At 58.7% G+C, this 24,880-nt stretch carries 21 protein-coding genes; 10 read left to right on the forward strand and 11 right to left on the reverse strand.

Going from position 1 to position 24,880, the window contains the following annotated elements:
• Window positions 1–86 precede the first annotated feature (86 nt).
• From ACN0TA_RS16000 to ACN0TA_RS16015, 4 genes are all read left to right on the forward strand, one after another.
• Window positions 87–992, forward strand: coding sequence for an ABC transporter substrate-binding protein (locus tag ACN0TA_RS16000; protein WP_417584749.1), 906 nt, complete (start codon window positions 87–89; stop codon window positions 990–992).
• A 76-nt stretch (window positions 993–1,068) separates the two neighbouring features.
• A complete protein-coding gene (locus ACN0TA_RS16005) occupies window positions 1,069–2,220 on the forward strand; it encodes an ABC transporter permease (RefSeq protein ID WP_417584751.1) in 1,152 nt (383 codons plus the stop codon).
• Window positions 2,217–3,152, forward strand: coding sequence for an ABC transporter ATP-binding protein (locus ACN0TA_RS16010; protein WP_417584753.1), 936 nt, complete (start codon window positions 2,217–2,219; stop codon window positions 3,150–3,152). The genes ACN0TA_RS16005 and ACN0TA_RS16010 overlap by 4 nt, the downstream gene beginning before the upstream one ends.
• Window positions 3,149–3,886 (forward strand): ABC transporter permease, encoded by a 738-nt coding sequence (locus ACN0TA_RS16015; protein ID WP_417584755.1) that lies wholly within the window; start codon window positions 3,149–3,151, stop codon window positions 3,884–3,886. Before ACN0TA_RS16010 ends, ACN0TA_RS16015 begins: the two co-directional genes overlap by 4 nt.
• On the opposite strand, the gene ACN0TA_RS16020 is transcribed toward ACN0TA_RS16015, so the two are convergent.
• From ACN0TA_RS16020 to ACN0TA_RS16030, 3 genes are read right to left on the reverse strand one after another with little or no spacing between them, the layout of a single operon-like run.
• Window positions 3,883–4,761, reverse strand: coding sequence for a transglutaminase family protein (locus ACN0TA_RS16020; protein ID WP_417584757.1), 879 nt, complete (start codon window positions 4,759–4,761; stop codon window positions 3,883–3,885). The two genes, ACN0TA_RS16015 and ACN0TA_RS16020, sit on opposite strands and share 4 nt — an antisense overlap.
• 40 nt (window positions 4,762–4,801) lie before the next feature.
• On the reverse strand, window positions 4,802–7,204 hold the full coding sequence (locus ACN0TA_RS16025) for a circularly permuted type 2 ATP-grasp protein (RefSeq protein WP_417584759.1): 2,403 nt from the start codon (window positions 7,202–7,204) through the stop codon (window positions 4,802–4,804).
• The gene (locus tag ACN0TA_RS16030; protein WP_417584761.1) at window positions 7,205–10,516 is read right to left on the reverse strand and encodes a DUF2126 domain-containing protein; all 3,312 of its coding nucleotides are present in this window, start codon (window positions 10,514–10,516) and stop codon (window positions 7,205–7,207) included.
• Between the two features lie 226 nt (window positions 10,517–10,742).
• Here ACN0TA_RS16030 and ACN0TA_RS16035 point away from each other — a divergent pair, with 226 nt between their 5' ends.
• Window positions 10,743–11,375 (forward strand): trimeric intracellular cation channel family protein, encoded by a 633-nt coding sequence (locus tag ACN0TA_RS16035; protein WP_417584763.1) that lies wholly within the window; start codon window positions 10,743–10,745, stop codon window positions 11,373–11,375.
• Here ACN0TA_RS16035 and ACN0TA_RS16040 read toward each other — a convergent pair.
• From ACN0TA_RS16040 to ACN0TA_RS16060, 5 genes are all read right to left on the reverse strand, one after another.
• A complete protein-coding gene (locus ACN0TA_RS16040; protein WP_417584765.1) occupies window positions 11,357–12,493 on the reverse strand; it encodes a succinylglutamate desuccinylase/aspartoacylase domain-containing protein in 1,137 nt (378 codons plus the stop codon). The genes ACN0TA_RS16035 and ACN0TA_RS16040 overlap by 19 nt on opposite strands.
• A 6-nt stretch (window positions 12,494–12,499) precedes the next feature.
• Window positions 12,500–13,258, reverse strand: coding sequence for an ABC transporter permease (locus ACN0TA_RS16045; protein WP_417584767.1), 759 nt, complete (start codon window positions 13,256–13,258; stop codon window positions 12,500–12,502).
• A 3-nt stretch (window positions 13,259–13,261) separates the two neighbouring features.
• Window positions 13,262–14,101 (reverse strand): ABC transporter permease, encoded by an 840-nt coding sequence (locus tag ACN0TA_RS16050; protein ID WP_417584769.1) that lies wholly within the window; start codon window positions 14,099–14,101, stop codon window positions 13,262–13,264.
• 69 nt (window positions 14,102–14,170) lie between these two features.
• Window positions 14,171–14,923, reverse strand: coding sequence for a transporter substrate-binding domain-containing protein (locus tag ACN0TA_RS16055; protein ID WP_417584771.1), 753 nt, complete (start codon window positions 14,921–14,923; stop codon window positions 14,171–14,173).
• Between the two features lie 69 nt (window positions 14,924–14,992).
• Window positions 14,993–15,760 carry an ABC transporter ATP-binding protein gene (locus ACN0TA_RS16060; protein ID WP_417584773.1) on the reverse strand — a complete coding sequence of 256 codons (768 nt, stop codon included), beginning with the start codon at window positions 15,758–15,760 and terminating at the stop codon, window positions 14,993–14,995.
• Window positions 15,761–16,023: 263 nt separating this feature from the next.
• Between ACN0TA_RS16060 and ACN0TA_RS16065 the strand changes: the two genes are divergently transcribed.
• Window positions 16,024–17,175 carry a GGDEF domain-containing protein gene (locus tag ACN0TA_RS16065; RefSeq protein WP_417584775.1) on the forward strand — a complete coding sequence of 384 codons (1,152 nt, stop codon included), beginning with the start codon at window positions 16,024–16,026 and terminating at the stop codon, window positions 17,173–17,175.
• Between the two features lie 12 nt (window positions 17,176–17,187).
• On the opposite strand, the gene sseA is transcribed toward ACN0TA_RS16065, so the two are convergent.
• Both sseA and ACN0TA_RS16075 read right to left on the reverse strand, forming a co-directional pair.
• Window positions 17,188–18,027 carry a 3-mercaptopyruvate sulfurtransferase gene (gene sseA / locus ACN0TA_RS16070; RefSeq protein ID WP_417584777.1) on the reverse strand — a complete coding sequence of 280 codons (840 nt, stop codon included), beginning with the start codon at window positions 18,025–18,027 and terminating at the stop codon, window positions 17,188–17,190.
• A gap of 10 nt (window positions 18,028–18,037) precedes the next feature.
• Complete coding sequence (locus ACN0TA_RS16075; RefSeq protein ID WP_417584779.1) at window positions 18,038–18,979, reverse strand: nucleoside hydrolase; 942 nt, start codon at window positions 18,977–18,979, stop codon at window positions 18,038–18,040.
• A 211-nt stretch (window positions 18,980–19,190) separates the two neighbouring features.
• Here ACN0TA_RS16075 and rirA point away from each other — a divergent pair, with 211 nt between their 5' ends.
• Window positions 19,191–19,646, forward strand: a complete 456-nt coding sequence (gene rirA / locus ACN0TA_RS16080; protein ID WP_417584781.1) for an iron-responsive transcriptional regulator RirA — start codon at window positions 19,191–19,193, stop codon at window positions 19,644–19,646.
• Window positions 19,647–19,899: 253 nt separating this feature from the next.
• Here the strand turns inward: rirA and ACN0TA_RS16085 are convergent, their stop codons facing one another.
• Complete coding sequence (locus ACN0TA_RS16085) at window positions 19,900–20,544, reverse strand: TetR family transcriptional regulator C-terminal domain-containing protein (protein WP_417584823.1); 645 nt, start codon at window positions 20,542–20,544, stop codon at window positions 19,900–19,902.
• 209 nt (window positions 20,545–20,753) lie between these two features.
• On the opposite strand from ACN0TA_RS16085, the gene ACN0TA_RS16090 reads away from it, so the two are divergent.
• Genes ACN0TA_RS16090 through ACN0TA_RS16100 form a run of 3 tightly spaced genes read left to right on the forward strand, consistent with a single transcriptional unit; the run spans window position 20,754 to window position 24,856 of the window.
• A complete protein-coding gene (locus ACN0TA_RS16090) occupies window positions 20,754–22,082 on the forward strand; it encodes an aspartate aminotransferase family protein (RefSeq protein ID WP_417584783.1) in 1,329 nt (442 codons plus the stop codon).
• 2 nt (window positions 22,083–22,084) lie between these two features.
• Window positions 22,085–23,578 carry a CoA-acylating methylmalonate-semialdehyde dehydrogenase gene (locus tag ACN0TA_RS16095; RefSeq protein WP_417584785.1) on the forward strand — a complete coding sequence of 498 codons (1,494 nt, stop codon included), beginning with the start codon at window positions 22,085–22,087 and terminating at the stop codon, window positions 23,576–23,578.
• 27 nt (window positions 23,579–23,605) lie between these two features.
• Window positions 23,606–24,856, forward strand: coding sequence for a Zn-dependent hydrolase (locus ACN0TA_RS16100; RefSeq protein WP_417584787.1), 1,251 nt, complete (start codon window positions 23,606–23,608; stop codon window positions 24,854–24,856).
• The last annotated feature ends 24 nt before the right edge of the window (window positions 24,857–24,880 follow it).

A 24,880-nucleotide genomic window follows, 5' to 3' on the forward strand; every position in this document is an offset into this window, starting at 1 on the left:
TTCTGGTCTCAGGGGTGGTCATCCCGGCTTCAGGCTGTAGGCTAGAGGCCGGAAAACATGACCAGAGCCAGACCGGGAGAAAATCCGTGAAATTGCTTTCCATCATTGCTGGCGCGGCTGTTACCGCTGCGCTGACCACAACTGCCTATGGGCAGGTCGTCGTGTCGTCCAAGATCGATACCGAAGGCGGCGTCATCGGCAATATCATCCTGCAGATGCTGCAGGCGAACGATATCGAGACTCAAGACCGTATTCAGCTCGGCGCCACACCAATCGTGCGCGAGGCGATTGCCGCGGGCCAGATCGATATCTATCCAGAATATACCGGCAATGGCGCATTCTTTTTCGGCCTTGAGGACGAGGATGTCTGGAACGATGCCCAAGCTGGTTTCGATCGCGTCGCCGAAATGGACCTTGAGGAAAATGGTGTTGTTTGGCTGACGCCATCTCCGGCCAACAATACCTGGGCTATTGCTGTGCGCTCGGATATCGCCGATGAAAACGCTCTTGCCACCATGTCCGATTTCGGTGCCTACATCGCCGATGGCGGCGAGGTGATTTTGGCCGCATCGAGCGAGTTTGTTACCTCGCCGGCAGCGCTCCCCGCCTTCCAGGAAGCATATGGGTTCGAGCTGTCATCGGATCAGTTGATCCAGCTTTCCGGTGGCGATACCGCCGCAACGATCGCCGCAGCCGCCAACCAGACCTCGGGTGCAAATGCAGCCATGGTCTATGGTACAGATGGCGGTATTGCGCCGTCTGGTCTCGTGGTCATGGACGATGATATGGGCGTGCAGCCGGTTTATGCACCTGCACCGATTATCCGTGAAGCGGTTCTGGAAGAGTACCCGCAGATCGAAGACATCCTTGCACCGGTCTTTGAGGGCCTGACACTCGAAGTGCTTCAGGAGCTTAACGGTCGCGTTCAGGTGGGAGGCGAGCCCGCAGGGGCGGTCGCGGAATCCTACTTGACCGAAAACGGCTTCCTCTAGAGGAGACGGGGCCGCGCCTTAGACGTTGCGGCCCCCAATCGTTTTGGCGGTACTCACCCGAGCCGGGACATATTCATTGCGTATTGATAAGCTCGGAGTGGTGGTTGCCGCTCTGGGCCTGTTTGCGCTGGTCTTTCAATCCTTTCTTGTCTTTCGGGCCAATCGGATCGTGCCCGGTGAGGCTGTTCCTGCATGGGACGCAATGGCGGCCGGCGGCGTTACGCTCTACATCGGTCTGGCCATTGCGCTCTTGGTGTTGCTGCTCAAGACCCCGCTTGGGGTTCGGCTGGCCGTGTCGAGCCTGGCACTTGTCGCTTTGGCTCTTGCAGTGGGACTGGGCGCCAGCGCCCTTATTCCAGAGGGCGATACCTATGCCCGCGTTTCGCCAGGCTCAGGTGTCTGGATCATGGTCTTCGCCTTTGCGCTTGCGGCAACCGATGCGCTAGCCCGGCTCCGGCTTGGACCCTTCGTCCGGGTCGGTATTCTTGTCGCGGTCGCCGGTGTTCTGTGGATGATCCTTGCGTCCGGTCTGTGGGACGATCTGGCTGTGATGCGCGAGTATCAAAGCCGCCAGGACGCGTTTTTCACTCAATTGCAGATCCATCTGCTGCTTGCCTTCGGCGCTGTATCGGCTGCCGTTCTTGTCGGGGTGCCGGTGGGGATCATGTGCTACCGCATACCCAGAGTGCGGGCCGGCATTCTTGGTGGTCTCAATGTCGTTCAGACGGTGCCTTCGATTGCTCTGTTCGGACTGTTGATCGCACCTATGGCATGGGTCGGCGCCAACGTGCCCGGCGCTCGCGAACTCGGCATCGGCGGCATCGGATATGCACCGGCCTTCCTCGCACTTTTCGCCTATTCGCTGCTACCCATCGTTTCCAATACCGTCGTCGGGCTGGATGGGGTGCCGCGCGATGCCAATGAGGCGGCGCGCGGTATGGGCATGACCAACGGTCAGCGCATGACAGGTGTGTTATTGCCATTGGCTTTCCCCGTCATTCTCACCGGCATCCGCATCATCTTGGTACAAAACATCGGCCTGGCAGTCATCGCCGGGCTGATCGGTGGCGGAGGGCTTGGCACTTTCGTCTTCCAGGGCATTTCACAAACCGCAATGCCGTTGGTGCTGCTCGGCGCCATACCGGCGGTGGCCATGGCGTTCGCCGCGGCCATCGTTCTCGACGCTGGTGTGGAATTGAGCCAGGGCCGCCAGAAGGGCAGACCATGATCGAAATCGACCTCCTCACAAAAACCTATGATGGCCGCGCCGTTGTCGATGACGTGACACTCACAGTGCCCAGTAAGCAGATCGTGGCGATCGTCGGTACGTCGGGTTCAGGCAAGACCACTCTGTTGCGCATGATCAATCGCCTCGTCGAGCCGAGCGCTGGCATCATCCGGATCGACGGGCGTGATACGCACGACCTTCCGCCCTTCGAACTGCGCCGCCAGATCGGCTACGCAATTCAGGGGCACGGGCTTTTTCCGCATCGTGACGTTGCCCACAATATCGGTACGGTCCCGCGGCTTTTGGGCTGGGAGAAGTCCAAAATTTCCGCTCGGGTCGATGAGCTCCTGGACATGTTCCAGCTTGAACCGGACCAATACCGTGCGCGTATGCCCCATGAGCTGTCGGGTGGACAAAAACAGCGTGTCGGTGTCGCCCGCGCGCTGGCTGCCGGACCTTCAGTGCTGCTCATGGATGAGCCGTTCGGGGCGCTCGATCCCATCATCCGCGCCAAGGCGCAGGCCGATCTTGTAGAGATACAGCAGCGGTTGGGGACCACCGTGGTGCTGGTGACTCACGACATGGATGAGGCGATTCGCCTGGGCGACCGTATCGCCGTGATGAGTGAGGGCAAGGTTCTGCAATACGCTCCGCCGGCTGAGATCATCGCCAACCCTGTTGATGATTTCGTGGAGGCAATGCTGGGCTCGGGCGACAAGGCTTTCCGGCTGTTGACTCTCGACACCGTCGCCTCGGTTGTCGAAGCGGGCGAGGCCGAAGGCCAGCCGGTCGGCACCGACCTTTCGCTGCGTGACGCGTATTCGGAAATGCTCTGGTCACAGCGTTCGGCCCTTCCGGTGACCAAACAAGGCGTGCCCGTCGGCATCGTCACCCGTGCGGCGCTCGAAAAACGTGCGGCCCGTCCACAATGAAGATCGGCGTCATCATCAGGCTGGTGGTCCTTGTGCTGCTCGTGGCGTTTATCGTCACGCCCCAGACCTTTGCGCCACTGTTCGCACCGCTGGTGCGCGAGGGCACGCCGCCGATCTATACCCAGACCACGATCCTCTCGCTCACGCTGAGCCATCTGGCGATTGTTGGAATTGCGACACTGTTTGCGACCTTGTTCGCGGTTGGGCTCGCCATTTTGGTCACGCGTCCATTCGGTGAGGAGTTCCTGCCCCTTTCGCGTGCCATTGCCAATATCGGGCAGACATTTCCGCCGGTCGCCGTTCTGGCCCTGGCGGTGCCCATGCTCGGGTTTGGCACCGGTCCGACGCTTGTTGCGCTGTTTCTGTATGGCCTGCTGCCGATTTTTGAGAATGCCTTGACCGGACTGACATCGCTTGCGCCTTCTGTGCGTGAGGCATCGCGCGGCACCGGGATGACAGGCTGGCAAAGATTGAGCGGTGTTGAATTGCCACTTGCCTTTCCGGTCATTCTTGCCGGCATCAGGCTTTCTGCGGTCATTTCATTGTCGACTGCCACCATAGGTTCGACGGTGGCGGCGCGAACGCTGGGCGAAGTGATCATCGCCGGGCTGGTGTCGGGCAACACTGCGTTTGTCCTGCAGGGCGGGCTTATCGTCGGCGCACTGGCGGTCTTGATCTATGACGGGTTTGTCTGGTTGGAAAAATTCATGGCGCGACGCATGGGTACTGTCTAGGCCACTTCGAGCACATCGACCGATTGGGTGGTTTCCTGCCCCCCGGCCGAGCGCAACATGCCGATAATCGGGGTGACATCGGAATAATCGCGTCCATAGCCGATGACGATATGGTCTTGGCCCGCCATCATTGCATTGGTGGGGTCGAATTCGATCCAGCCGGCTTCGCGGCCACACCACACCTTGACCCAGGCGTGCATCGCGTCGGCGCCCTCAAGACGGGCTTCGCCCTCGGGGGGCAACGTCCGCAAAAAGCCCGAAACGTAACCCGCTGGAATGCCCAGTCCGCGCAAGCCTGCGATCATGATATGGGCAAAATCCTGACAGACCCCGCGCTTGAGCGCAAAGGCGTCGGCCACCGGGGTATCGACAAGCGTGGCCTCGCCGTCATAGGCAAAATCAGCATGGATGCGCAGGCACAGATCATGGGCCAAACCGCGCACCGAGATGTCCGGTTTTGCGCTTGCCTTTGCGTAGTCGGTAATTCCCTGCTCAACATCGATGCGGGGGCTGACGCCCAGAAAATGGTGCGGTGAGAGCGCCCCCATGTCCCAGTTGGCAGAAATCTCGGCTTCAAGGGCGTCGAGCGTCGGGGATAAATCGATACCGGGCGCGCCCCGCATGACCTCGACGCGTGCCGAAATGGCAATTTCGAGCGCGTCATGGGTGCTGCGATAGGCAAGCGTTGCCACCCGCGTGCCGAAGAAGTCGGTAAACTCGGACAGCTCCTCGGGCTGGGGGGAAACGCTCAAACTTGCCGCGATCACCCGCTGCACCCCCGGCAGATTGGCCGGGATAACCCGCACAAGGTGCCGCCCGCCTGAGACCGGCGCATCATATGCATATTCAAGCTTGAGACGAATGTCATAGAGCATGCTCAATCCGCCATTGGTCTGGCACGGCCAATACTGCGCATCAGAAATAGGTCCCCGAGATCAGGTCGGAAACATTGCCAAGCCCATTGCTGATGCCGATGAGGACGTCGGGGTTGATGTCGGCAATTTCGATGACGGCCAGTTCGGTCTGCAGCTTGAGCGCTCCGCGTGCCGCTGCAGAGAGCTGTCCGTCGGCACGACCGCCCGGCAGCTCCTTGAGCTGCTCGAGCAATTCGGTCAATTGGAACATCACTGAACGCGGATTGAGTGGATCGGAAATCAAGAGTTCGATGGCGCCCAGATTGCCGTATCCATATCCATAGCGGCGGCGATGGGTCATCACGCTGTCGCCGATTTCGAGCAGCATTTCGGTGGCGCCATCGGGTGCATCGGTGGCGCACAGCCAAGTGGCGATTTCGGCGATCTGAATCCCGCGCTCGAGACGGCGCCCGATCTCGAGAAAGCGCCATCCAGCAAACCTGTACATGTTTTCATGCACAAGTCCGGAAAAGCCGGCCAGCTTGCGCAACAGCACAGTCATCGCGCGGGTCGCGTCGTCGCCCGGTTTAATGGTGCGCTCAAACCGTTTTGCTGTCTTTTGCAGGTCGGTCAATGCGAGCCAGCCATCGGGTGAAAATCGGTCGCGGATCTGGCTGGCCGAGCGTATAGCGCCGTCAATGATGGCTAGAAGTCCGGCAGGCACCGCTTCGGTCGCGTCAATTCCCAGAGGTTCGAGGTAGTCGCGGGTTGCGACAAGCAGCGGGTTGTCTTCGCGTCCCAGTTCTGCAAGCCGAAGATGATAGGCCCGCAAGATGCGCACGCTGGCTTCACACCGCTCGGCATATCGCCCCAGCCAGATCAGGTTGTCGCCGGCACGTGATGGCAGATTGCCAGAGGGGTTGCGCTCGATCTTCGAATTGGAACTGGCGAGCAGGGTCACCTGTTCGACGGGCTGTTCGCTGACAACCCATACGTCCGCAGCCTGTCCGCCACGCTGCATGGCAATGGCAGCGGTATCGAGCGCGTAGCCGACCCGGGCAAAGCCGCCGGGCATGATCGACCAGCCATTTTCGGTACGCGCTGCATAGACCCGAAGGGTTATCGGACGTGGTTCCAGAGCGCCGCCAACATACACTGGCGCCGTTGAAAGTTTCACGGCCTCTTGTGCCGCAAACGCCTTCGGATCGGCCTCTATTTTCGCCAGCAACGTCGCGCGTGCCTTCGGGTCAAGGTCGCCGATTGCCGATGTCCCGCCATCGTCATCGATCGAGAGCAGCGTGGAAAGCGCCGGGCCAACGAGCAGGGAATCGAAATTTTCACGAACATAGGCGCGAGCCGCTTCGCCCCCACACCACCAGGTTGCTATGTTGGGCAGGGCAAGATCTGTCCCGAGCCGGGATTTGGCAATGGCGGGCAGGAAGGCGCCAAGCGCGCGGGTTTCAAGGATGCCCGCGCCGAGTGAATTGACGAACCCAACCGTGCCGCGTCGTACAGCTTCGGCAAGACCAGGCGTGCCGATCTGGCTTTCCTGGCGCAATTCCAGAGGATCGGTGAAATCGCCGTCGAGCCGCCGCCAGAGTACCGAAATCGGCTTGAGACCGGAGACTGTGCGCACCATCACCTTGCCATCGACGACAACGAGATCTTCGCCCTGCACCAGCAGGAAGCCGAGATAACGCGCTATGTAGGCATGTTCGAAATAAGTTTCGTTGAGTGGTCCAGGTGTGAGAATGGCAACCCGACCGGCGCCGTCCCCACCCATATCTGTCAAAGCGTTTCGGAAGTCGCGGAAAAACCCGGCAAGCCGATGGACGTTGAGATCAGCATAGACATCGGCCAGCGCCCGTGTTGTTGCCACGCGATTTTCCAGCGCGAAGCCGGCACCCGAGGGGGCCTGTGTGCGGTCGCCGAGCACCCACCAACGGCCGTCAGGGCCGCGCCCCAATTCGAAGGCGCAAAAATGCAGATGGTGGCCGCTCATCGGCGTGATGCCCACCATTGAGCGCAAGAATTCAGGATTGGCGGCTATCAGTTCGGGAGGCAGCAGGCCTTCGCCGACCAATGTGTTTTGTCCGTAGATGTCGGCGATCACTGTTTCGAGAAGGTCGGCGCGTTGGGCCAGCCCCGCTTCGATGCCACGCCATTCGTCGTCGGCGATAAGCAGCGGTATGTGTGCCAGGGGCCAGTCGCGCTCGCCTTGCTCCAGCCCGTCATACATCCTGTAAAACACGCCGGCATCGCGCAAATACTGGTCGGCGTGCTGAAACCGGTTCGTTAGCTCTTCGCTGCCCAGCGCATCCAGCGCCGACATGAATTTTAGCCAGCCGGGCTTTACAGTGCCGTCGGGTGCAACCATTTCGTCGGGCACCCCGGAAATCGGGCGGTAAGCGCCGATCAGATCAGGCATTTTGGGTGCCTTGGCGCGCTTGTTCGAAGCAGTCATCTAGAGCCACTGGTGAGGTCGCCTCAGGTCCAGCGTCAGAGGAAACTCGGGCGTGGGCGCTTCGGTCGGCAAATCAAAAGTACCGGCACTATGTCCACTGGGTATGAATCGTGCAAGCCGTCTTGCTTCGGCTTCGTTGGCATTCACAGGAAAGGTCTCGTAGTTCCGACCCGCCGGGTGAGCAACGTGATAGACGCAACCACCCACAGCGCGCCCTGTCCAATTGTCGTAGACATCGAACACCAGCGGGGTGTTAACCGGCAAATTGGGGTGAAGTCCCGACGCCGGTTGCCAAGCCTTGTAGCGCACTCCGGCAACCGAAACACCGGACAGACCGGTCTTGGTCAAGGGGAGCGGCCGGCGGTTGCACGCCACTGTATAGCGTTCAGGTTCTGCGCCAGTCAGCTTGACCTGAAGCCGTTCGAGCGAGGAATCCACATAGCGCACAGTGCCACCGATAGCACCGGTCTCTCCCATCACATGCCATGGCTCAAGTGCCTGACGGATTTCGAGCGTATGGTCGGCCACCGTCACTTCGCCGCAGAAGGGAAAGCGGAATTCAAGCTGGGCTTCGAACCATTCGGGTTTGAAATCGTAACCGTGTTCGCGCAGGTCATCGAGCACATCTAGGAAATCGGCCCATACGAAATGGGGCAACATGAATCTGTCGTGCAATCGGGTGCCCCAGCGCACAAGCTTGCCTTTGATCGGATCTTCCCAGAACCGGGCGATCAGTGCGCGCACCAGCAATTGCTGGGCAAGGCTCATTCTGGCGTTTGGGGGCATCTCGAAGCCGCGAAATTCGACAAGGCCCAGGCGCCCGGTCGGTCCGTCAGGGGAATAGAGCTTGTCGATGCAGATTTCAGAACGATGAGTATTGCCAGTCACATCGACAAGTAGGTTCCGGAACAGCCGGTCGACCAACCAGGGCCGAGGCTCTTCCCCTTCTCCAGGTGCGGGCACCTGCGCCATGGCGATTTCAAGCTCGTAGAGGCTGTCGTGCCGGGCTTCATCAAACCGCGGAGCCTGCGAGGTCGGCCCAATGAAAAGGCCGGAAAACAAATAGGATAGGGACGGGTGGCGCTGCCAATGCAGGATCAGCGATTTCAGCAGATCGGGGCGACGCAGGAAGGGGCTGTCATTGGGCGTCGCACCACCGACAACGACGTGATTGCCGCCACCGGTACCAGTGTGCTTGCCGTCGATCATGAATTTGTCGGCACCCAGCCGGGAGAGTCGCGCTTCCTCATAGACCGCCTCGGTAATCGAAACGCACTCGTCCCAGTTGGTCGCCGGGTGGACATTGACCTCGATGACACCAGGGTCAGGCGCCACCCGGATCACATTGAGGCGTGGGTCAGATGGCGGCGAATAGCCCTCGATATGGACCGGTAGCCCCAGCTTTTCGGCAGCCGTTTCTGCAGCAGCAATCAGTTCGAGATAATCTTCGAGTTTTTCGGTGGGCGGCATGAAAACCGTCAGCCGCCCATCGCGCGGCTCGACCGAAAGCGCAGTGCGCACCTTGCCTTCGATATCGGTAATTTCCTGCTCGACTTGCGTCTGGGCGATGACTTCGTCTGCGACGAGGCTCGCCACCGGTAAGTCGTCGCGCGGTGGTAAATCCTTACGCGGGATCGTGGGGTCCTCGGCGACGACATGGGGATAATCGCTTTCGGGAATATGGGGCAGGGTGCCGAGCGGCAGGCGATAGCCGACGGGGGAATCTCCGGCCACCAGAAACAGCTTGCCGCGCCGCGTCTTCCACACTTCGGTCAACCAGCGTGAAGCCTGCGCTGGTGCATTCCATTTCTGGACCGGTAATACATAGCCGGTGGGATCGTTCAGTCCCCGCTCGAAAACACGCGTCATGCGCATCCGCTCTTCGGGGTCTTTCAGTTTGGAATTGGTCGGGTCGACATTTTCGGGCAGATTGCCTTCCTTCAAGATCCAGTCTGCGGGGTCTTCAAAAGCGGGCTGGATGGTTGAGCCATCCAGACCCAGCGCCGTCGCAAATTCGGTGAGATAGGCCTTGGCCACGTCGGGACTCGGGGTCTTGTCGGACGTCTCGTGGGCGATCAGTTCGGGATTTTTCCAGACCGACTCGCCGTCCTTGCGCCAATAGAGCGAGAAGGTCCAGCGCGGCAAGGTTTCGCCTGGATACCATTTGCCCTGTCCGTAATGGAGGAACCCGCCGGGTGCGAAACGCTGCTGCAGACGCCGGATCAGAATGTCGGCTTTTTCGCGCTTGGTGGGGCCGACGGCATCGGCATTCCACTCGCCGGATTCGAAGTCGTCGATGGAAACGAAAGTCGGTTCGCCGCCCATCGTCAACCGAACGTCCATTTTGGCCAATTTTTCGTCAATCTCGCGGCCCCGAACGCTCAAGTCCACCCAAGAATTGTCCGAAAATGGTTTGGTGATCCGCGGGTGTTCGGCAACGCGAGTGACTGTCATGTCGAAATCGAATTCGACATTGGCAAAGCTCGCCATGCCAGAAATCGGGGCCGCGTTGGCGAAATGTGGGGTCGCAGCGAGCGGAATATGGCTCTCTCCGGTCAGCAGCCCCGATGTCGGGTCGAGCCCCACCCATCCGGCGCCCGGCAGATACACTTCACACCAGGCATGAAGGTCGGTGAAGTCCTTTTCGGTCCCCGATGGACCATCGAGCGCTTTGAGGTCTGGTTTTAACTGGATGAGATATCCCGAGACGAACCGTGCCGCAAACCCCAGGTGTCTCAAGGTGTTAACGAGAAGCCAGCCGGTGTCGCGGCAGCTTCCCTTGGCTTTTTCCAGAGTTTCCTCGGGTGTCTGCACGCCTGGTTCCAGCCGCACGATATAGCCGATCTCGCGCTGCAACCGAGCGTTGAGGTCGACGACAAAATTGACAGTGTTCTTGGGTGTCCTGTCAATCGAAGCAATCAAATCCCTGAACAATGGCCCAAAGCTCGGGTCAGGCTTCCTGTAGATCTCCAGATCTGGCGCTATGGCCTCGGGATAGCTGAACGGCCAGGTGTCGGCTTCGGGTTCAACAAAGAAATCGAACGGGTTGTAAACCGTCATGTCGGCAACAAGATCGACCTCGATCTTGAGTTCGGTCACCGGTTCTGGAAACACATACCGCGCCTGGAAATTGCCGTACGGGTCTTGCTGAATGTTCACGAAGTGATTGGTTGGATTGACCTTTAGCGAATGGGTGAGCACCTTGGTGCGCGAGTGTGGGGCGGGTTGGAGCCGGATGATCTGGGGACCGAGCGTAACGGGCCTGTCGTACTTGTAGTGCGTGAGGTGATAGATCGCGGCCTTGATCGCCATAGGCAGAACTCCTGGTATGTTCCCACGCTCGCATCGCAACGATAGCGGTAAAGCGAGCGCTTCCGCAATCGCGCTTTACCGGCAATGCAATCCATCGCACGATCCAGGGCAAACGGGGCGGGCGCTCAATAGTTCTGCGTGCGTGTCGGATTTATCGCAAAACTGCTTCGCACTTTTCGGCTCAATGCTCTAGGCAAGGTCGGCACTGAAGCAAAAGGAGGGCCCCATGCTGCTGCACACGATCTTCGTTATTGCGCTGGCCGCCGAGGCGATGTCTGCAGCACTTGCAGCCGGCCGACGAAACATGGACTGGTTCGGTGTTTGTGTTCTGGGCTGCGTGACTGCATTGGGCGGGGGTACGACGCGCGACGTGCTTTTGGGCCACTACCCTTTGTTGTGGGTCGACCAGCCTGCCTATCTGATGGTCACGACGGCAGCGGCACTGTTCACGATTGCAGTGGCACGCATCATGGAACGCCTCAAGCTCATCTTTTTGATGCTAGATGCCGTGGGGCTCGTTGTGTTCACAATTTCCGGCTGCATGGTGGCCATGGAAATGGGGCAGCCGGTGTTGATCGTCATCGTTGCGGGCATGATAACCGGCTGTGTAGGTGGCGTTTTGCGCGATGTGCTGTGCAATGACGTGCCGCTGCTGTTCTCCGGGGAGCTTTATGCAACGGTATCGGCGATCACGGCATGCGTGTTCTTTTTCGGCATACAGGCCGGATTGCCGATGGATGTGGTGACGATCGCGGCCATGATTGTGGGGTTTGCACTCAGGGCGTTGGCCATCATCTTCAAAATAGAGATGCCACGCTTTGTTTACGTGCCTGTCCGCGATCAGTCCTCCAAGAGGTAACCCTGTCGGCTCGCCAATGACTCGGTGCCAACGATCTTGGCAATCGAATTGCCCGGCACTACAAATTTGGAGACATTGCGCGATATGACCCGACCCGAGGTGCCTGCGAGGATTGGCGTGCGTTCAATGAAGGCACCGGGGCCGTCCAACGCAATGAGATCGGCGATCGGCTGGCCCTTCTCAACCTGCTGTCCCAACTCGACGCGGTAAGCCAGAAGTCCTGCCTGCTCAACGCGCAGCATTTCAGTGGCGCTCAAGGGTAGGGCGGCTGGCGCCGCTTCTGCCGTCGGGGGTGTGCCTGAAGCAAATCCCTTGGCTTGAAAAAATGCATAGAGCCGCGCCGCATCATCTTGTCCTATATCGTCAAAGACATCGGCTTGGCCGCGATATTCGAGCGTCGCCGCTCTGGCGGAGAACGGGATGGGCTTGCCGGGATGCGCCTGACGCAGTCGGGTCCAAAGCGAGGGCCAGACCTCGTCGAACGACCCGCCGCCCGAATCTTCGGCGGTCAGTTGTGCGACCGAGCCCATATGGTCGGCCAGCGGCCCCAGTTCTTCCATAGAATCGGGTGTGACGAACAAATGGACGAGCGCTTCATTGTCGCAATGAAGATCAAGGACATAGTCGGCGTCGTAAGCTTCTGTCATGATCAGATGGCGCAGTTTCTGCATCGCAGACGATGGACGCTGTGCATCGAGCCATTCGCGCACGGCTTGGCGGATCATGGAAACATTTTCATCGCCGTCATCGGTTAGCGTCTGAGCCACTCTTGTCGCAATCGCTGCGTAAAGATCGGGCCAGCGGCGATTGAAGTTTGTACCTGAACGGAAATCATAGCGTCCAATATGGCCCTCGAAAACGCGCTGGCCCATGCCAAGCGGGTTGACCATGGGGAAGATCGTAAAGCGTGCGCTGAGTTCTCCTTTTTCGTCGGCGGCCCGAAGCAGTGGCAGCAGGTGATGCAGCGTCATGATGCCGGGCTGCTCGTCGGCATGGAGTGCGGCCTGCATGTAGATTTTGGTTTTGGCGTCGACGGGGCCGACCTTGAACAGTGTCAGTGCGCTCTGCGTGCCGGGTGCGTCGGCGTCAATGGTGTGGGTGATGCGATCAAAGGCCATGAGGAACTACCGAATATACTTGGGACCGAAGCGCAAACGCGGGCGGGCAGTGGTGCGCTCCTTGGGGATGTGGCGCATCATGCGTTCATAAACGCGCCCGAAGACGAAGAAAATAACCATGGTAATCGAAAGGAACCACAGACCCGCGACAGAAAAATGCAGAAAAGCGTTGAAGTCGCGCTCAAACAGGTTCTGGGCTGTGTTGAGGATGTCGCGCTGGGCGTTGATGACCGGCAGGGTGAAATAGACCAACGCTGTCGAGTGAAACAGGAACACAACTTCGTTGGTATAGGCCGGCCAGGCAATACGGATGGTGTTGGGCCATGTGACTGTCCTGAACACCTGAAAGGGCGTCATTCCAAACGCTCGGGCAGCTTCGAGCTCGCCCTTCGGTACAGTGCGCAGGGCACCATAGATGATTTCGGCACTGTAGGCTGCGGTGTTCATCACCAGCGCGAGTGGGCCGATAAACAGCGGGTTCATCATCAGCCAAGAAATCCCCCATGGGCGCCACCAGATCGGGTTGAGCGCCAGCATGATGGAGTAGAACATGAAGAATTGGATGAACAGCGGCGAGCCGCGAAAGGCATAAATATAGGCTGAGCACAGGCGCTGGACGATCGGGTTCTTCGAGTTCTTGCCGAGCGCAAGCAGCACTGCAAAAACAAAGCCGATGGGCAGCGAGGCAACGGCAAAATAGATGTTGAACAGCGCCGGTTGGGCATAGAGCGGGATTTCGGCGAGAAGCGTTTCGATCAGGCCCATAGCCTAGCTCTCCACCGGCATGCCACGCCGCGCCCAATTGGTGAGCCTGGAAAAGCCCTTTTCGGAAAGCAGCGTGATGAGAATGTAAAAGACAAAGAGCGCAAGAAAATAGGCCCAGCGCCAATCGCCATGGACCAAGCCCGCCTGGGGCAGGAAGTTCGGCGAGCCCAATTGTCCTGCCCACCAGACAATATCGGCGATCTGGAGCAGCGAAAGCAGCGATGTGGCCTTGATGAGCAGCAGCCAGACATTTGAAAGGCCCGGCAAGGCATAGACCCACATCTGGCGGATTTGGATACGCGTTAGAACCTGCAGTTCACTCATGCCATAGGCCCGGGCTGCTTCGAGCTGGCCGCGTGGCACCGCCCGCATGGCGCCGTGGATGACGTTGGCGGTAAACGCGCCAAAAATAATGCCCAGCGATACGCACGCCAGGATCAGGTACTCGTAGGTCGAAAGCAGCCAGTTCGCTTCACGGCAGGGTGGCCAATTGGCCTGGCTAGCGGCAATGGAGTCGACAGTGCAGACTTGCATCGCCCATATCCATTCGACTCCCTGCTCGAACGCCAGGGGGAAGAAAAGAAAGAAAAGCACATCGGGAATGCCGCGCACCATGCTGATATAGATTGTGCCAACGGCCCGCAGGACGGCAAAGCGCGAGGCTTTTGCCATGGCACCGAGAAGTCCGAAGACAAGCGCAAGGCACCCGCCAAAGACGGCGGCCAGGATCGTAAAGCGAAAACTGGCGTACCAGTTGAGGTGCTTGCCGTTTGTAAGATAGCCGAGCCAATAGGCGATATCTTCGCCCACCAGATCAAACAGCCAGAAGGCGTCAGCGTCCACGCTCGTGCCCCTTGCGTGCGGTGCCCGGCGCGTGCCCCCTATGGCCGCGCGCCGGGCACGAGATTGCGATTATTCGGTGTAGAACGGACCGGCGCCGTCGAACCACTCTGCGATCATAGCGTCGACAGTGCCATCAGCCTTGAGGGCCGTGAGGGCTTCATCGAGTGTTGCGAGCAGTTCGGTGTCTTCTTTGCGAACGCCGCCGCCGACACCGCCGCCAATCATGACGTCAGGGCCGAACATTTCCAGCGCTCCGCCCGAGTTTTCAACGACAGGGTCAAGCGAGGAGCCGTCAGCGAGCACAACATCGACATTGCCTGCTGCCAGATCGGCGATCGATTGATCGAAGGTTGCAAACGAGACGATCGTGTTGTCAGCAGCAAAGTTCTCTTCGGCATAAGCCGCCTGGATCGTGTTGCCCTGAACGCCGATGCGTAGGCCCGAGGGACTTTCCACATCCAGTCCGGCCCCGCTTGCTGCGATGTAGTTGGAAGGATCGGGCGGGAAATAATCCTGAGTGAAGTTGATGGTTGCGAGCCGCTCGTCGGTGATCGACATGCCGGCCATGATGACATCGTAGTTGCCGGCGACCAGGTTTGGAATGATAGGGTCCCATTCGCTCTGCACGAATTCGCAGGTCATTCCGGTGTGTTCGCAGATCGCATTGCCCAGATCAATTTCGAATCCGGCCAGTTCACCGGCGTCGTTGACGAAATTCCAGGGCGCGTAGGCGCCTTCAGTGCCGATGCGCAGAGTTTCCTGGGCATTGGCGGCTGTCGAAAATGCTGCCAGAGCGACAGCGGCGAGTATCACCTTTTTCATTTATTGAGTTCCCTCATGTTGGTTGGTGAAGCGACCGGGTCCCTTGTTGCATGATGTTGGCCGCCCCGGTCAGGCGTGGCCGGCGGCGCTCAGAAACTGGCGCAACCGGTCGGATTTTGTGGCGCCGAATACCTCATCGACGGTCCCCTGTTCCTCGATCTTTCCCAGATGGAGGAAGACGACCCTGTCAGAGACTTCTCGTGCGAATTTCATGTCGTGAGTAACAAGGATCATCGTGCGGCCCTCATCGGCCAGCATCTTTATGACGCCCAGCACTTCGACCTCGAGTTCGGGGTCGAGTGCCGATGTGGGCTCGTCGAACAACATGATCCTGGGGTTGATGCAGAGCGCGCGCGCTATAGCTGCCCGCTGCTGCTGTCCGCCCGACAGCTGCGCGGGAAATGCATCGGCTTTCGCAGAGATTCCCACCTTGTCGAGCAGCGCGAGTGCCTGTTCGCGCACTTCGTCCTTGTCGCGCTTCTGCACCAGGATCGGGGCTTCCATGACGTTCTCCATGATCGTCATATGCGACCAGAGATTAAACGACTGGAACACCATGCCGAGCTTGGAACGGATGCGTCGAAGTTGGGAGGGATCTGTGGGGTGTCGGTCGAACCCTTCCGCAGAGAGCGAAACATGCTCGCCGTCTATGGTTACATCGCCCTGGTTGGGAATCTCCAGCATGTTGATGCAGCGCAACAGCGTGGATTTGCCCGAACCTGACGACCCGATGAGCGAGACCACGTCGCCGCCCGAGGCACCAAGCGAGATGCCCTTGAGAACTTCAAGGCTGCCGAAGGATTTGTGGAGATCCTTGATCTCAAGAATTTGCGTCATGCGGTACGGGTTTGCCCCTTGTTTGTTTGCCGAGCCCGCTGCGATCCCACCATTTTGCCGATGGTGGGTCGTCCTGGAACCAAGAAACCAGAAAGTGCCGCGATTCAAAAGCGAAAACGACAATTGTATGAAGCTTTTCGACCAAACGGTAAAAAACCACGGGATTTGCGCTAACCGTTTGGACACCAGTTCGGGAAGTTGATTTCCATTCAAATCAGTGCCGGTGCTAGTGTCCGGGCGACGTAACCAGATTCGCTGGCACCATGGGTTTCGATTACAATTCGCTTCTAATGGCTTCCGGCGCTGCTGGAGCGGCTCTGTGTTTTACCTTGATGAGTTCATGGTTGCGGCAGCGCACCTCGCCATTCCTGCTCACATGGGCCCTATGCATCGCCGTTATCGTTGCTGCTGTCATCGCCTTTGCTGCGCTTCATGTTACCAGTGCGTCGGTGTATGCGATGATTGCGGGTGTGTTGCTCGTGTCGGCTTTCTCGATAAGTTATGGTGGATTTACTCAGTTTAGTACGGGACGGTTTGCTTTCCGGACCGTGGCGCTGCTTGTCATTGGAACTGCAGCGCCCATCATTGTCACCAACGCGCTTGGTTACGACGGGCTTAGCTATCTTTTGACCAATCTGATGAGCGGACTGGTTCTGTTTTTTTGCGGTTATCACTATTGGACCGTCCGTTATGAATCTCCGGGGCCGATTACCGCAATTGCTGTGCTGCACTGGATGCTGGTCGTTACATTCCTGCTTTGCGTAATCGTGCTCGCCATAGAGGCACCGCTCTATTTTGAAGAGCGCGTGCTCGACACCTGGGCCGAAGGGCTTAACCTCATGGTCGCTGTTATTGCGCTCAGTGGCATCGGCGGATTGTTCGTGACTGTTCATCAGGAGCGTATCAGTCGCCGGCACCGCGACGCGTCTCTGAGTGATCCACTGACCGGGTTGAACAACAGGCGAGCACTCTTTGAGCGGTTTCCATCAGGCCAAGTGCCGCAAGGGTGCGGGCTGATTGTTTTGGACCTCGACAACTTCAAGTCGCTCAACGACGAGCATGGCCACGCTTTCGGCGACGCTGTCTTGCGCAGCTTTGCAACAATGATCGAAGAAAACTGCCGCGAGGAAGACATCGCAGTACGACTGGGGGGAGAGGAGTTTGTTCTCTTGCTGCCCGAAAGCTCGCTCACCGAGGCAATTGCGTTGGCCGAGCGGATCAGGGGGACTATGGGCCGCATGACCCATAGTGCAGAGGGCCAGCTGGTCAGCTGTACCGTCAGTGCCGGCGTCGCGCTGGCGGAAAAAGGCCAGACAAGCCTGGATTCGCTGATCCGTAAGGCCGACAACGCCCTTTACCTTTCGAAGCGCTCGGGACGCAATCGAGTGTCACAGACGACGTCGTCGGCAGCTTAGCAAGCACTCGCGTTATCGCGCGGGGCCTGTTTCGATTGGAGCGTCGTCGCGCCCGCCCCACTCGGTCCATGATCCATCGTAGAGCGCGACTTGGCTAGCACTGATCGTATCAAGAGCGAGCGCAAGGACGGCGGCTGTGACGCCCGAGCCGCACGATGTGATGACCGGTTTTGTGGCATCAATGCCTGCGGCGGCAATAGCGCCTGCCAGTTCGGTGTCGGACCTGAGCGCGCCGTCAGCGATTAGCGTGTCGAAAGGCAGGTTCCGGCTTGATGGAATGTGTCCCGATTTGAGGCCTGCGCGAGGCTCTGGGGTATCGCCGGCGAAGCGGGCAGCGCCACGGGCATCTACAATCTGGTGGCCCGACTCGCTGGCAGCAAGAACCTCCTGGAAGCCAACAACGGCATCACTGTCGAACTTTGCCTCAAACTTTGCCGGCGGCGCCTTGGATGTGCCAGAATCAAGCTGGCGGCTCTCGGCCCGCCATTTGGGTCCGCCACCTTCAAGAATTTTGACGCCATGCGCGCCCATCACTTTGAACGTCCACCATGCGCGGGGCGCCGAAAACAATCCTGCTTCATCATAGACCACCAACACAGTGTCTGAAGAAATGCCCAATGCCCCTGCCAGTGCTGAAAAAACTGCCGGATCAGGCAGCATGTGAGGCAGACCTGAAGACGTGTCGGCGTTTGTGTCGAGATCGAAGAATATCGCACCAGGAATATGGCCCGCGAGATATTCTGTGTGGGCATCGCGACCGGCATTGGGCATGTGCCAGGACGCGTCGATCACTTGCACCTTGGGGTCATCGAGATGATCGGCGAGCCATTGGGTGGAAACGAAATGGGACATCAAATTCTCCTTACGGAAGGCGCGCTATGCGGTCGACAAGAAGCGCGTACAGCGCGTCGGCATCGCCTGAACGGATAAACGTTGCATTGCGCGGGCGATCGGTGACGTGCCAATAGTCGGCCACTGTCATGCCGCGTGTTAAGGGGCTGGCGCATTCGATCTCGACGTTGCAAAGGCGGCCTTCAAAGATTTCCGGAGCAATCATGTAGGCAGTCACGCAAGGGTCGTGGAGTGGCGCGCCCGGCCAATTGTACTTTTTGAGATCGAAGCGCTCTGAAAAACCAAGCATAGCGGCGACGGCATCGCCCGACCGGTTACCGATGGCGCTGAAGGCTTCGATACGCTGAGGCGTGCCAAGCATCTGGTGGGTTACGTCGAGCGGCATCATCACCACTGGTGCGCCGCATTTGAGTACGGTCTGTGCTGCTTCGGGGTCGACGAAGATATTGAACTCGGCTGTTGGAGTGATGTTGCCGCCTTCAAAATAGCCGCCGCCCATCAAGACGATTTGCTCGATGCGAGCCGCGATGTCTGGCGCCTTGATCAGCGCCATGGCGAGATTGGTCAACGGGCCGAGAGCGCAAAGCGTAACTGTTTTTTCCGGTTCGTTGCGCAGCGTCTCGATGATGAAGTCGACGCCGTGCTGGTGTTCAAGAGTGATCGTGGGTTCCGGAAGGTCGGGGCCGTCCAAACCGGTTTCTCCGTGGACGTGCTCGGCGGTAACGAGTTCGCGCATGATCGGGCGCGCGCAACCGGCATAGACCGGCACGTCGGTACGGCCGGAAAGCTCTACGACTTTGAGTGCGTTCTTTGCGTTTTGGGCCAACCCCACATTGCCGGCCACGGCCACGATACCGAGAGTTTCGATTTCCTGAGGGCTGGCCAGAGCCAGAAGAATAGCGACTGCATCGTCCTGACCGGGGTCGGTATCGATAATGATCTTGCGCGCCAAAGTTAGCCTCCATGTCGTTTGCGGCGCGATCCTAGTCAAGGCGTGGGAAAAGGGAAGGGCCAGCGCGGCTCAATTAAACATGAAATGTTTAGTCAGCTTTTGTTGACATAGTTTAGAATTGTTATAATCTTTGACGTCAGCGCGTGAGGCGATATTGTGCGCTCAATATAAGATTCCCTGGCGCATACGCGCCCAACGCAGGGCCTGACCGATGAGACTGACACGCCAGTCGAGCTATGCCGTCCGTACGCTAATGTATTGCGCCATCAACGCACCCGAACTGTCGCGAGTCGCCGATATCGCCAAGGCTTATGGTATTTCCGAGCTGTTCCTGTTCAAGCTCATCAAGCCGCTTGTTGAAAATAATATTCTCGAAACTGTGCGTGGCCGACACGGTGGTGTGCGTCTCGCACGCCCAGCTGCCGACATTACCCTGCTTGACGTCATTTCCCTGACGGAAGAGAATTTTGCCTTGGCAGAGTGTTTCGAAGGCGGGGAGACCAGTTGCCCGCTTGTTGGCGGATGCGAACTCAATGCTGCGCTTCACGAGGCGCTGGAGGCTTTTTTTGCTGTGCTTCGCTCCTACACCATCGCCGATCTCACAGACAAGCGCCGCGCCATGCGCTCCCGTCTCGGCATAGAAATGCTGGGTCTCGAGCTCAACTAGCTTCCCTCAGGAAGAGATCAATGCGGCGAATATTTTGCGGGAATATAATTATGATCTTTACAGTCATGTTTTTATGGGCTAGAGACGCTCCTGCAGGAGTGAGGCCTGCCCCTTGACCCTGTATGCGGAGCGCCAAAGCCGCGTACAGGGTCTTTTTGCACCCCGTGAACGCATGGCCACGTTCGCGCGTCTTACGTCCATGACTTGTGATTTGTACTGTTGGGGCGTTCCGTCACCATCCCGAGCTTGATGGCTAACCCTTTTTAGATGGCGTGAGTCCGTGCAGGAATAACTGGTCGAGGAACCGGGCGGCATCCTCGAATCGCCCCTCACCGCCGCGTTCGCGCCCGAGCACCGAGCGCACCTGGATGTCAAAATCGGCATAATGCTGGGTCGTCGCCCAAATCGCAAAAATCAGGTGATAGGGATCGGCGTTGGCAATCTTGCCTTCAGCCATCCAGCCCTTGATAACCTTCACCTTCTCATCGACCAGGTCTTTGAGGTCGGTGTGCAGGATATCGTAAAAGCCGGGCGCGCCTCGCAGCATTTCGTTTGCGAACAGACGGCTTTCGCGAGGAAAGTCGCGGCTCATCTCGAGCTTGCGGCGGATATAGGACTGGATTTCGGGCAGAGGTGCGCCGGTGGGGTCCATTTCCCGCAACGGCTCGAGCCAGGTGTCGAGAATTCGCGCCAGAAGTGGTGCGTGGATGTCTTCCTTGGACTTAAAATAGTAGAGCAAATTGGGTTTGCTCATGCCCGCAGCTTCGGCGATCTGATCGATCGTGGAACCGCGAAAGCCGAATTTGGAGAATACATCGAGCGCCGCTTCGAGGATAACTTCCTGTTTTTCCCGCTGGATCCGGGTGATGGGGCGCGGCGTTTCTGCATCGGTGGTCATTTCGGCTGTCGCCTCCCGTGAAGAACCCCGGAACGTGGAATCCTGGACCTGCTCGGGATCATTTTCATGACCCAGAACGGGCATTCGAATTATACCCCTTGAACCTTGCATTGAGAGTGCTAGAATTTTTCCAATCGGTCAAAAAAATTCTGACCGAAATCAACAGCCGGCCACCGGATTTATCCGGAAGTGCCGGAGAGGGAACATTCATGTCGCAGGGCGCTCCGTCCATCCCCAATGATCTCAATGCTTTCTGGATGCCATTCACGGCCAACAGGCAGTTCAAGAAAAGCCCACGTATGTTCGTGGGCGCCAAGGATATGCATTATACCACTGCCGACGGGCGGCAAGTGCTCGATGGCACCGCGGGCCTGTGGTGTGTTAACGCAGGCCACTGTCGGCCCCTCATTACCGAGGCCATAGCGCGCCAGGCCGCCGAGCTTGATTATGCGCCGGCCTTCCAGATGGGGCACCCGAAGGCGTTTGAGCTTGCCAATCGTCTTGTCGATTTGGCGCCAGACGGGCTCGACCACGTGCTGTTCACCAATTCGGGCTCTGAATCGGTCGAGACGGCGCTCAAAGTTGCTCTGGCCTATCAGAAAGCCATCGGTCAAGGGTCACGCACCCGGCTTGTCGGGCGTGAGCGAGGGTATCACGGGGTAAACTTCGGCGGGATTTCGGTGGGTGGCATTGTATCCAATCGCAAGATGTTCGGTACATTGCTGACCGGCGTTGATCATCTGCCGCATACACATCTGCCGGCCAAAAACGCCTTTTCGCGCGGAGAGCCGCAGCATGGGCTGGAGTTGGCCGACGAGTTGGAGCGTATCGTTGCGCTCCATGACGCCTCGACGATCGCTGCGGTGATCGTCGAACCGGTGGCGGGGTCTACGGGGGTTCTGATCCCGCCGCCGGGCTATCTCAAACGCCTGCGCGAAATATGCGATAAACACGGCATTCTGTTGATCTTTGATGAGGTTATTACCGGTTACGGGCGCCTCGGAGCCCCGTTTGGCGCCGATTATTTCGGGGTGACCCCCGATATCATGGTCACTGCCAAGGGATTGACCAATGGCGTCGTTCCCATGGGTGCAGTGTTCACCTCGGCCAAGATACATGACGCATTCATGACTGGGCCCGAACACCTCATCGAATTTTTCCATGGATACACCTATTCGGGCAACCCGATCGCCTCGGCAGCGGGTCTGGCGACGCTGGAAACCTACAAGCAGGAAGGCCTTCTGACCCGAGGCGCTGAGCTGGGGTCATATTGGGAAGATGCGCTGCATTCGCTCAAAGATGCGCCCCACGTGATCGACGTGCGCAATATCGGGTTGGTTGGCGCCGTCGAGCTTGAGCCCATCGCCGGAGAACCGACCAAACGGGCCTTCGCGGCTTTTGTCAAAGCGTTCGAGGCGGGCGTCCTGATCCGCACGACGGGCGACATTATTGCGCTTTCGCCTCCGTTGATCGTTGAAAAACAGCACATCGACCAAATCGTCGATACCATTCGCACGGTCCTCGGGGAGGTGGATTGATTATGCAGATTATTGAAAATGCCATTGGCGGCACGCGTGTCGTTTCGTCGTCCACGCGCAAGGCGGCAGTCTATAACCCTGCAACTGGCGAACAAATCGCCCAATTGCCGCTTTCGAGCACTGCAGAGATCGATCAGGCCGTGGCGTCGGCCAAGGCGGCGCAACCAGCTTGGGGCGCAACGCCGCCGCTCAAGCGCGCGCGCGTTATGTTCAGGTTCAAGGAATTGCTGGACAAGCACGCGGCCGACCTGGCGCGGGAAATTTCGCGTGAGCACGGCAAAACCCATGACGATGCGCTCGGCGAAGTCCAGCGCGGCATCGAATGCGTTGAATATGCCTGTGGGATTCCTGAACTTTTGAAAGGCACGTTCACTCGCAATGTCGGGCCGGCGATCGATGCCTACGCCGACCGTCAGCCGCTCGGCGTCGTTGCGGGAATTACCCCTTTCAACTTCCCAGCCATGGTGCCGATGTGGATGTATCCGTCGGCCATTGCCTGTGGCAACACTTTCATCCTCAAACCCTCGGAGCGTGATCCATCGGCCCCGATGCTGGCCTGGAGCCTGTTCATGGAAGCAGGATTGCCCGAGGGCGTGCTCAATGTCGTCCATGGCGACAAGGAAGCCGTCGACCACATTCTCGACCATCCCGACATCAAGGCGGTGAGTTTTGTGGGTTCGACGCCGATTGCTGAATATGTCTATCAACGTGGGACAAAGGCCGGAAAGCGCGTCCAGGCGCTTGGCGGAGCCAAGAACCACATGGTGATCCTCCCCGATGCGGATCTGGACCAGGCAGCCGATGCGCTGATGGGGGCCGGGTACGGATCCGCTGGGGAGCGCTGCATGGCGATATCGGTTGCCGTTCCGGTCGGCGAAAAGACAGCAGACGCGCTGATCGAAAAGCTTAAACCGCGCGTGGAAAGCCTCAAGATCGGCCCTGCGACTGACAAGGACGCCGAGATGGGCCCGCTGGTGACCGCGATGCATCGCGACAAGGTGGTGGGCTATATCGATAAGGGGGTCGCCGAAGGCGCCGAACTGGTGGTCGATGGTCGCGGGTTCAAGCTACAGGGCTATGAGGACGGCTATTATGTCGGCGGCACGCTGTTTGACCGCGTGACGCCGGAAATGACCATCTACAAGGAGGAAATTTTCGGCCCGGTCCTCTCCGTCGTCCGTGCGGCCGAATATGGCGATGCTGTCAAAATGATCAACGATCACGAATACGGAAACGGCGTTGCGATTTTTACCCGCGACGGTGACGCGGCGCGCGATTTCGCAGATCGGATCGAGGTGGGGATGGTTGGCGTCAACGTCCCCATTCCTGTTCCCGTCGCCTATCATTCGTTCGGTGGCTGGAAGCGGTCCTTGTTCGGCGATCATTCGATCTACGGCCCTGAGGGCGTGCATTTTTACACGCGGCTCAAGACCGTTACGACGCGCTGGCCAGCCGGCATCAAGTCGGGCGCGCAATTTACATTTCCAACCCTCTGATCATTTCAAAAGAAGGGAGCAAAGAGCATGGCCACACTCGGTGACAACCTCAAGATAAACGGCGACAGGCTCTGGGACTCTCTTATGGAAATGGCCAAGATCGGCCCAGGCGTGGCTGGCGGCAACAATCGCCAGACCTTGACCGATGCCGACAAGGAGGGGCGCGAACTGTTTCAGCGCTGGTGCGATGAAGCGGGGCTCGAAATGGGCGTCGACACTATGGGTACCATGTTTGCCCGGCGCGAAGGCACAGACCCCGACGCGCTGCCGGTCTATGTCGGTAGCCACCTCGATACCCAGCCAACCGGCGGAAAATATGATGGCGTGCTGGGTGTGCTGGGCGGGCTCGAATTGATCCGCACCCTCAACGATCTGGACATCAAAACAAAGCATCCCATCGTGGTGACCAACTGGACCAATGAGGAGGGCACTCGCTTTGCCCCGGCCATGCTGGCCTCGGGGGTTTTCGCGGGGGTGCATGAGCTTGATTGGGCTTATGACAGGATCGATGCCAAAGGGCTCAAATTTGGAGACGAACTCAAGCGCATCGGTTGGGTCGGAGACGAAGAGGTCGGCGCGCGCAAGATGAAGGCGTTCTTCGAACTTCACATCGAACAGGGGCCAATCCTTGAGGCCGAAGGCAAGGATATCGGCGTGGTCACCCATGGGCAGGGGCTGTGGTGGTTGCAGGTCACGCTGACCGGTAAGGACGCCCATACAGGTTCGACCCCGATGCCGATGCGCAAGAACGCCGGGCTGGGCATGGCGCGGATGACTGAACTTGTCCACGACATCGCAATGAGCCACCAGCCCGAGGCGGTTGGGGCAATCGGGCATTGCGACGTCTATCCCAATTCGCGCAACGTCATCCCCGGCAAGGTGGTGTTCACCATTGATTTTCGCACGCCCCGTCAGGACGTCCTTGATGCGATGAAGGCCCGGTTCGAAACCGAGGCGCCAAAAATTGCCGAGGACCTGGGGCTTGGCATAGAGATCGAAATTGCCGGTCATTTCGATCCCGTAACGTTCGACCAGGGCTGCGTCAGCGCAGTTCGCAACGCCGCCGAACGCTTGGGTTATTCGCATCGCGACATTATCTCGGGCGCGGGGCACGACGCGTGCTGGATCAACAAGCTCTATCCGACCGCCATGGTCATGTGCCCGTGCGTGGATGGACTGAGCCACAACGAGGCCGAGGACATTTCAAAGGAATGGGCCACCGCCGGCGCCGACGTGCTGCTGCATGCGGTCCTGGAGACTGCGGAGATCGTGGCCTAGCCCAGAGAATAAAGCCAACGCGCG

Source organism: Pelagibacterium sp. (assembly GCF_048264985.1).
Classification (GTDB): Bacteria; Pseudomonadota; Alphaproteobacteria; order Rhizobiales; family Devosiaceae; genus Pelagibacterium.

Excerpts from the sequence above, each read along its gene's own strand:
- ACN0TA_RS16060 (WP_417584773.1), bottom strand. The coding sequence starts at position 15,760 with ATGACGCAAATTCTTGAGATCAAGGATCTCCACAAATCCTTCGGCAGC.
- ACN0TA_RS16090 (WP_417584783.1), top strand. The coding sequence starts at position 20,754 with ATGTCGCAGGGCGCTCCGTCCATCCCCAATGATCTCAATGCTTTCTGG.
- rirA (WP_417584781.1), top strand. The coding sequence starts at position 19,191 with ATGAGACTGACACGCCAGTCGAGCTATGCCGTCCGTACGCTAATGTAT.
- ACN0TA_RS16100 (WP_417584787.1), top strand. The coding sequence starts at position 23,606 with ATGGCCACACTCGGTGACAACCTCAAGATAAACGGCGACAGGCTCTGG.
- ACN0TA_RS16045 (WP_417584767.1), bottom strand. The coding sequence starts at position 13,258 with ATGGGCCTGATCGAAACGCTTCTCGCCGAAATCCCGCTCTATGCCCAA.
- sseA (WP_417584777.1), bottom strand. The coding sequence starts at position 18,027 with ATGTCCCATTTCGTTTCCACCCAATGGCTCGCCGATCATCTCGATGAC.
- ACN0TA_RS16030 (WP_417584761.1), bottom strand. The coding sequence starts at position 10,516 with ATGGCGATCAAGGCCGCGATCTATCACCTCACGCACTACAAGTACGAC.
- ACN0TA_RS16040 (WP_417584765.1), bottom strand. The coding sequence starts at position 12,493 with ATGGCCTTTGATCGCATCACCCACACCATTGACGCCGACGCACCCGGC.
- ACN0TA_RS16065 (WP_417584775.1), top strand. The coding sequence starts at position 16,024 with ATGGGTTTCGATTACAATTCGCTTCTAATGGCTTCCGGCGCTGCTGGA.
- ACN0TA_RS16085 (WP_417584823.1), bottom strand. The coding sequence starts at position 20,544 with ATGACCACCGATGCAGAAACGCCGCGCCCCATCACCCGGATCCAGCGG.
- ACN0TA_RS16095 (WP_417584785.1), top strand. The coding sequence starts at position 22,085 with ATGCAGATTATTGAAAATGCCATTGGCGGCACGCGTGTCGTTTCGTCG.
- ACN0TA_RS16015 (WP_417584755.1), top strand. The coding sequence starts at position 3,149 with ATGAAGATCGGCGTCATCATCAGGCTGGTGGTCCTTGTGCTGCTCGTG.
- ACN0TA_RS16055 (WP_417584771.1), bottom strand. The coding sequence starts at position 14,923 with ATGAAAAAGGTGATACTCGCCGCTGTCGCTCTGGCAGCATTTTCGACA.
- ACN0TA_RS16020 (WP_417584757.1), bottom strand. The coding sequence starts at position 4,761 with ATGCTCTATGACATTCGTCTCAAGCTTGAATATGCATATGATGCGCCG.
- ACN0TA_RS16025 (WP_417584759.1), bottom strand. The coding sequence starts at position 7,204 with ATGACTGCTTCGAACAAGCGCGCCAAGGCACCCAAAATGCCTGATCTG.
- ACN0TA_RS16010 (WP_417584753.1), top strand. The coding sequence starts at position 2,217 with ATGATCGAAATCGACCTCCTCACAAAAACCTATGATGGCCGCGCCGTT.
- ACN0TA_RS16035 (WP_417584763.1), top strand. The coding sequence starts at position 10,743 with ATGCTGCTGCACACGATCTTCGTTATTGCGCTGGCCGCCGAGGCGATG.